Source organism: Rhodopirellula sp. UBA1907 (assembly GCF_002337565.1).
Classification (GTDB): Bacteria; Planctomycetota; Planctomycetia; order Pirellulales; family Pirellulaceae; genus Rhodopirellula; species Rhodopirellula europaea.
This window is the reverse complement of the sequence record NZ_DDGH01000088.1, coordinates 10,229-17,161: the sequence shown is the minus strand read 5'-3', so window position 1 is coordinate 17,161 and position 6,933 is coordinate 10,229. Positions and strand designations below refer to the sequence as shown.

Sequence of the window (6,933 nt, the reverse complement as noted above, 5' to 3'; positions counted from 1 at the left end):
TCGTTTCGGGAGAGGTACGCGGTATGTAAATCAGCCGAAAAGCGGCATCAAAAAACTGCACGACCTCAGTTGAGGGAGAGGTGGCAAAAGCTGCATCGTGTCCTCGACCTGCAACCCCAAAGATTGAACGGCCCAGGCTAATGCCTAATGGCTCATGGGGTCGCTCTCAATCATTCCGGCCACCCCGCCCAATTTCAAATTTGCAATGTTCACTTTGCAATTTGCAATCGCCCCGGCCGAATCGCACAATCGCCAAGTCTGTAGACGATTTCCGTCGATCGCCCGCTTGGGCTATCATCCGCCCCTGCAAGTCACGACTAGGGCGGCATGGCAACCAAAACGTCGCCGCTGCCCTTCTCTAGCCGCCGCCCCAACCAACCATTTCCCGGAGCCCCTTCGATGCAACCTTCACGCCGTGGATTCTTGAAAACCAGTGCCCTGGCGGGCGCTGTCGCTGGTTCGACCATGACCGCTTCTTCCAAGCTGATCGCGGCGGAAGAGACCAAGAAACTTCGCTTGGCAGCCATCGGAGTCGGCGGCAGTCGCGGGCGTTACAACCGGGGTGGATCGATCGCTCGCGGAGCTGCCAAGTTCGCGACCATGGTGGCGGTCTGCGATGTCGATGACTTGCACACCGAAGAGTTCAACCAGAAATTCGACGGCAAACTGAACAAGTACCGCGACTACCGCGAGATGCTGGAAAAGGAAAAACCTGACGTCGTCACCATCGGGACTCCCGACCACTGGCACGTGCCGATCGCGATCGCTTGTTTGCAAAGCGGTGCCGACGTGTACTGCGAAAAACCATTGACGCTGACGATCGACGAAGGCAAGCAGATCCGCAAAGTCGTCGAAGAAACCGGCCGCGTGTTCCAAGTCGGGACCCAGCAACGCAGCTCAGGTGACTTGTTCCAAAAAGCCATCGCGATGGTCCAGTCGGGTTACGTCGGTGACAACGTCAACGCTTACATCGCGATCGGCGGTGCTCCTGGCGACGGGCCTTTCGAAACCGAGGAAGCTCCCGACGATTTGGACTGGAACATGTGGGTTGGGCCGGCGTCCGAGGCCGATTACTGCGAAGAACGCCGCAAGTTCTTCCGTTGGTACTTCGAGTATTCCGGCGGCAAAATGACGGACTGGGGCGCCCACCACATCGACATCGCTCAGTGGGCGTTGGCTCCCGGTGAAAACGGCCCGACCACGATCAAAGGCACCGGCGAATTCCCCAAGACCGTTCCAGCGGATTTCAATTGGAACTCGTTCTTCAACGGCGAAGCTTCCCTGCCCAATGGCTACAACACGGCGATGAAGTTCAACATCGAGCTGACGTTTGACAGCGGCTCGAAAATGGTTGTCACCGACCACTACAAACGCGAAGACGAGAACATCGATTTCCCCAACGGGATCCTGTTCGAAGGCGACAAAGGCCGGATCTTCGTCAACCGTGGCAAGCTGACTGGTGCTCCCGTCGACCAATTGACGGACGAGGACAACGCCAAGCTCGACGCGAAAATCGCTGAGCTTCGCAAAGGAAAAGCGGCGATGAGCCACATGGCAAACTTTTTTGCCTGCATTGAAGACGGCGGTCAGCCGATCTCAGACGTGTGGTCGCACCACCGCACAATGACTTCGTGTCACCTGTGCAACATTGCGTTGATGTTGGGCCGTGAATTGAAATGGGACCCGAAAGCCGAGCGATTTGTCGACGACGAGCAAGCCAATGGGCTGATGAGTCGCAAGTCGCGGGAAGGATTTTCAGCCGAAACCCACGCGGCGAGCTGAAATCCGGTCGATTCTGTGATCGATTGACTTTCATTCCTCTTGTCAAAACGGGGCCCAACGACGACACTTGCGGCCCCGTTTTCAAAATTCTGGCGTGAACACGTGTGTCCAATGGCGGACGACACGAAGGAACACGCCGCAATTCCCCGCTGCACGTCGTTTTTGCAGCCTCGTTCTCGAACGAGGATTCGCTTTCGAAACGGGTCGCTGAATTGGATCGCACACGGAATTTCCGTTTGCATCCGGCCTTCGGTGACCATCGGTTCAAAGTCGATCAGCTGCGACGTTTAGCACAACCGTGAAAGTCACGATGGCACGTTACACAGGACCAAAAGCCCGCATCAACCGCCGCCTCGGCACGATGCTTTACGAAACAGCCGGCGCAGCCCGTGCGATGGACCGTCGTCCGCAACCACCAGGGATGCACACTCGCGGTCGTCGCCCGAGTAACTACGGTGCGGCTTTGATGGAAAAGCAAAAGATCAAACACTACTACGGATTGGGCGAACGCCAACTCCGTCGTTACTTTGAAAACGTTGGCCGTAAATCGGGCAACACCGGGGAATTGTTGTTGCTGATGTGCGAACGTCGTTTGGACAACGTTGTCCGCCGCGTTGGCTTCACAAAGACTCGCCCCCAAGCTCGCCAGGGGATCACCCACGGTCACTTCCGCGTCAACGGCGTGAAGGTCACCAAGCCCGGCTACATGCTTCGCGCTGGCGATTTGATCGAAGTTCGCGGCCGCGAAAACTTGAAGAACTTGTACCGTGGCGTGATCGCCAACTCGCCACCAGACGGACTGGACTGGGTCTCGTTCGACAGCGAAACGCTGCGTGCGACCGTCCTGTCGCTTCCAGGTGCGGTTGACATCAGCCTGCCCGTCGACGCTAACAGCGTCGTCGAATTCTTGTCTCGCTAACGCGGGTCAACAACGGATTGCAACTCATCGGCCGCGTGTTTTTCACGCGGCCGTTTCCTTTCCCGAATCGTCTCTTTTTTTGCTCTGGTTTCAATCATGCACGCTCCGGTTGTCGTTCTCGGTGGTGGCCCCGGTGGATACGCGGCGGCTTTCTTGGCAGCTGACGAAGGAATGGAAGTCACAATCGTCGAAGCAGAACCTCGCCTTGGCGGGACCTGCCTGATTCGTGGCTGCATCCCCAGCAAGGCTCTTCTTCACGTGGCCAAGGTCATCAGCGAAGTGGAAGAACTGAAATCAGAGTGGGGCATCGAGTACTCCGGCGAACCCAAGATCGACGTCGACGTCGTCCGGGCTCGCAAAGACAAGGTGATCGACAACTTGACCGGCGGACTTGGCGGACTGGCCAAACGCCGCAACGTCACCGTCATCCAAGCTCGCGGTTCGTTTGTCAGCTCCAACGAACTGAAACTCGAAGGCGATCACGAGTCGATCCCAGAAGGCGGCAAGCTGACGTTCGACAAGTGCATCGTCGCAACCGGCAGTGTTCCTGCCATGCCACCCGCGTTTGACATCGGCAGCGACCGAGTCATGGACAGCACCGGTGCTTTGGCACTGAAGGACATTCCCGAAACCCTGCTCGTCGTCGGTGGCGGCTACATCGGTTTGGAAATGGGCACCGTGTACGCTCACTTGGGTTCCAAGGTCAGCGTGGTCGAACTCGGCGAAGGCTTGCTGCCCGGTGCCGATCGTGACCTCGTCAAACCACTCGCGAAAAAAGTCGACAAGATGTGCGACGGACGCATCTTCTTGAACACCAAAGTCGGCTCGCTGGCCGAAGACGGCGACAAAGTCGTGGTCAGCTTCGAAGGCCCAAACAAGTTCGGCACCGAATCCTACGACCGAGTCCTGATTAGCATCGGTCGTCGTCCCGTCACCCGTGGACTGGGCCTGGAGAACACGCAAGTCGAAGTCAACGAACGCGGCTTCATCGTTTGTGACGAACAACAACGCACCGCCGACCCGAACATCTTGGCCATCGGCGACGTCGCCGGTGACCCAATGCTGGCTCACAAAGCCACTCACGAAGGCAGAGTTGCCGCAGAAGTTTTGGCCGGCAAGAACGTCGCCTTCGACAAAGCCGCCATCCCGGCCGTTGTGTTCACCGATCCCGAAATCGCTTGGGCCGGCCTCACCGAAGGCGAAGCCAAAGCTGCCGGCCGAAAGGTCGACGTTGAGGTCTACCCGTGGGCTGCCAGCGGACGTGCTCAGGCCATCGGAGTGACCAACGGTTTGACCAAATGGCTGGTCGATCCAGAAACGCATCGCGTGCTCGGCTGCGGCATTGTCGGAACCGGTGCCGGTGAGCTGATCGCCGAAGCTGTGCTGGCAATCGAAATGGGCTGCGAAGTGACCGACATCACCGAATCCGTTCACCCACACCCAACGCTCAGCGAAACGTTGATGAACGCCGGCGAAGTCCACTTCGGAACCGCGACCGAGATCTACAAACCAAAGCGGAAGTGATCGGGAAGTGTAAAAGTGGCTCAGGACCACAGGTGGTGCCAAGCACGTCACCGCCAATTGCCAATTTGCATTGTTTAATTTGCAATTTGCAATGGCCCATCTCGCTCGAATCCTAGTCGAACCCGGCTCCCCGTAGGCCATGTACCACATGGCTCCACGCCGATGCTTTGCCCAAAAGCGAGGCGACCACCCCACACGGCAAAACCCACCACGCCCTCGCTGCCATCAGGCGAGAATGCAGGCCTGGTTTCTCCCGCTGCCACGGTTTCTTCGCGACATGGTAGAAACGGCTCGCCCGGCAAGCCAAACTGCACACCTTCGTTCCTGCTAACAATGGTGCTGCATGCTCGCCCGTCGACGTTTCGCTTTGGCAACCTTCGCTCTGACCGCTGCCCTCCTTGGTCTCCTACCACCGACGACTTCGCCCGTCCTGGCTGAATCGCCGGACTCAACCGTGGCTCCTCCGTCGCCGCCCAAAAAGGATCCGGCGAAACTGTCTTTGCGTCGGCTCTTCAAGACATCCGACTTCCGGTCGAAGTCGCGAACGCTGCAATGGGATGACACCGAAGACGTTCTGTGGGAACGAAAGACTGGCAAAGATGGCCCGACGCTGGACCAGGTTTCGATCCCGGAGATGGAATCGACAACCATCGTGCCTCGCGAAAAGTTCTTGTTGCCAGCGGAGGAAGGCGACCTGGATTCGCCAGACGCCGTAACACGAGGCGATGAGAAACAGAGCGATGCAACACAGAGCGATGACTCGCAGGACACCGATTCGGACGAAGACACGCGCGAGCCAATCGAAATCAGCCAGTGGACGCTTTCGCCCGATGAGAAGCGTTTGCTGATCTACAACAACACCCGTCGAGTCTGGCGTCAACACACCCGCGGCGACTATTGGCTGCGTGATCTCAGCGATGATTCGGCAGACGCAACCTGGCGCAAGATTGGCGGCCAAGATGCTCCCGACGCCAAAACCATGTTTGCGACCTTTGCTCCGGATGGGCAATCGATCGCCTTCGTGCGCGACAACGACTTGTACCTGGAAGACTGCGAAACCGGTGAGCTCCAAATGGTCGCCGGCTCGGATGATCCCAAGCTGATCAGCGGAACTTTCGATTGGGTCTACGAAGAGGAACTTGGCCTGCGAAATGGCTTGCGTTTCAGCCCCAACAGTCAGAAGCTGGCGTTCTGGCAACTGGACAGCAACGGTGTTCCGATCCAAACGATGATTGACAACACGTCCGAGCGTTATGCAAAGACGATCGAGTTCGCTTACCCCAAAGTCGGCCAAACGAACTCCGCCGCCAAGGTCGGCGTCTGGGACCGAACCAGAAAGAAAACGGTGTGGTTGGATCTGCCCGGTGATCCACGTGAAAACTACATCGCCGCGGTTGACTGGTTGCCCAGCGAGTTCGCACACGCCAATGAGCGATTGCTGATTCAGCAACTCAACCGAAAGCAAAATCAGAATCACGTCTACCTTTGCGATGTCGAAACCGGCCACTGCGTCAACATTCACACGGAAGTCAGCGACGCTTGGGTGCGACATCTTCGAGAACTGCACTGGCTGCCGGGTTCCGTCTTCGCGGGCGATGCATCCGACAACTCATCGCCGCGCTTGCTTTGGTTATCAGAACGATCCGGATGGCAACACATCGAGGCCATCGAAATCCCTTCCCCCGAATCGCTTGAGGAAGAATCTAATCTTCCTTCGCGAATCACGCCGGTGACAGGTGGATCGTGGGACGTGATCTCGATTGCCGTCGTCGCCAAGGATGGCAGCCACATCGACTTCATCGCGTCGCCGGAACAGCCATCCCAGCGGGCACTCTATCGCGTATCGCTCGAGCAAGGTCTGAGCGGACAGCTCGCAACCACGCCCGAGCGAGTCTCACCGGACGAGGGCGGCACGTTCTCCTATTCGATCAGCCCGACGGCGGAGTACGCAGTGGAGTCCTGGTCCGACTTCAACTCCGCTCCACAGCAGCGACTGGTTCAGCTCGATCCTTACAAGCGTTTGAAGGCATTTGATGACAACGAGAAGCTCGACGAAAACCTCGAAAAGCTCGCTCCCGTTCACACGGAATTCTTGAGATTGCCCATCGGTGAATTCGCTGATGACCCGGCGTCCAAGGACATGGAGCTGGACGTGTGGATCATGATGCCGGTGGGCGAAGACAACTCGATCGAGAGTCTGGCTCCCAAGAGTGTTCCGTTGCTGGTGCACGTCTACGGTGAACCGGCGGGGCAAACCGTGCTGGACCAATACGGCGGAACGACCTACTTGTGGCACCGTCTGCTGACCCAACATGGAATTGCTGTCGCGAGTGTCGACAACCGCGGCGCGAACGCCCCTCGCGGGAAAGCGTTTCGGCAATCGATCTACAAGCAAATCGGCCGCATTTCGATCTCCGACCAAGCCCACGCGACGCAAGCGATGCTCAAGCACTTCGCCGCCCTTGATCCAGAGCGAGTTGGATTGTGGGGATGGAGCGGCGGCGGATCATCGACACTCAATGGGCTGTTTCAGTTCCCGGAGCTGTACTCGATGGGAATCGCGGTCGCCCCCGTTCCGGACCAGCTGGATTACGACACGATCTACCAAGAACGCTACATGGGATTGGTCACCGAAAACCGAGATGCGTTTGTCCAAGGTTCGCCAATCACGCACGCCAGCGGCTTGTCGGATCCGTTGCTGCTGATCC

Annotated in this window: 4 protein-coding genes; all 4 read left to right on the top strand. The window is 57.9% G+C overall.

The window, feature by feature from the left end:
• Positions 1-399: 399 nt before the first annotated feature.
• Positions 400-1,782, top strand: a complete 1,383-nt coding sequence (locus tag B2R17_RS19335; RefSeq protein WP_286765262.1) for a Gfo/Idh/MocA family oxidoreductase — start codon at positions 400-402, stop codon at positions 1,780-1,782.
• A 310-nt stretch (positions 1,783-2,092) separates the two neighbouring features.
• Positions 2,093-2,701 (top strand): 30S ribosomal protein S4, encoded by a 609-nt coding sequence (rpsD, locus tag B2R17_RS19330; RefSeq protein WP_231846140.1) that lies wholly within the window; start codon positions 2,093-2,095, stop codon positions 2,699-2,701.
• Positions 2,702-2,797: 96 nt separating this feature from the next.
• Positions 2,798-4,225 (top strand): dihydrolipoyl dehydrogenase, encoded by a 1,428-nt coding sequence (gene lpdA, locus B2R17_RS19325; protein WP_008660272.1) that lies wholly within the window; start codon positions 2,798-2,800, stop codon positions 4,223-4,225.
• Positions 4,226-4,568: 343 nt separating this feature from the next.
• Positions 4,569-6,933 (top strand): S9 family peptidase (locus tag B2R17_RS19320; RefSeq protein ID WP_286765261.1); only part of this gene is annotated, 2,365 nt, incomplete at its 3' end.

What these genes read in the sequence shown, in the direction of transcription:
- lpdA (WP_008660272.1), top strand. Translation starts at nt 2,798, where the DNA reads ATGCACGCTCCGGTTGTCGTTCTCGGTGGTGGCCCCGGTGGATACGCG.
- rpsD (WP_231846140.1), top strand. Translation starts at nt 2,093, where the DNA reads ATGGCACGTTACACAGGACCAAAAGCCCGCATCAACCGCCGCCTCGGC.
- B2R17_RS19335 (WP_286765262.1), top strand. Translation starts at nt 400, where the DNA reads ATGCAACCTTCACGCCGTGGATTCTTGAAAACCAGTGCCCTGGCGGGC.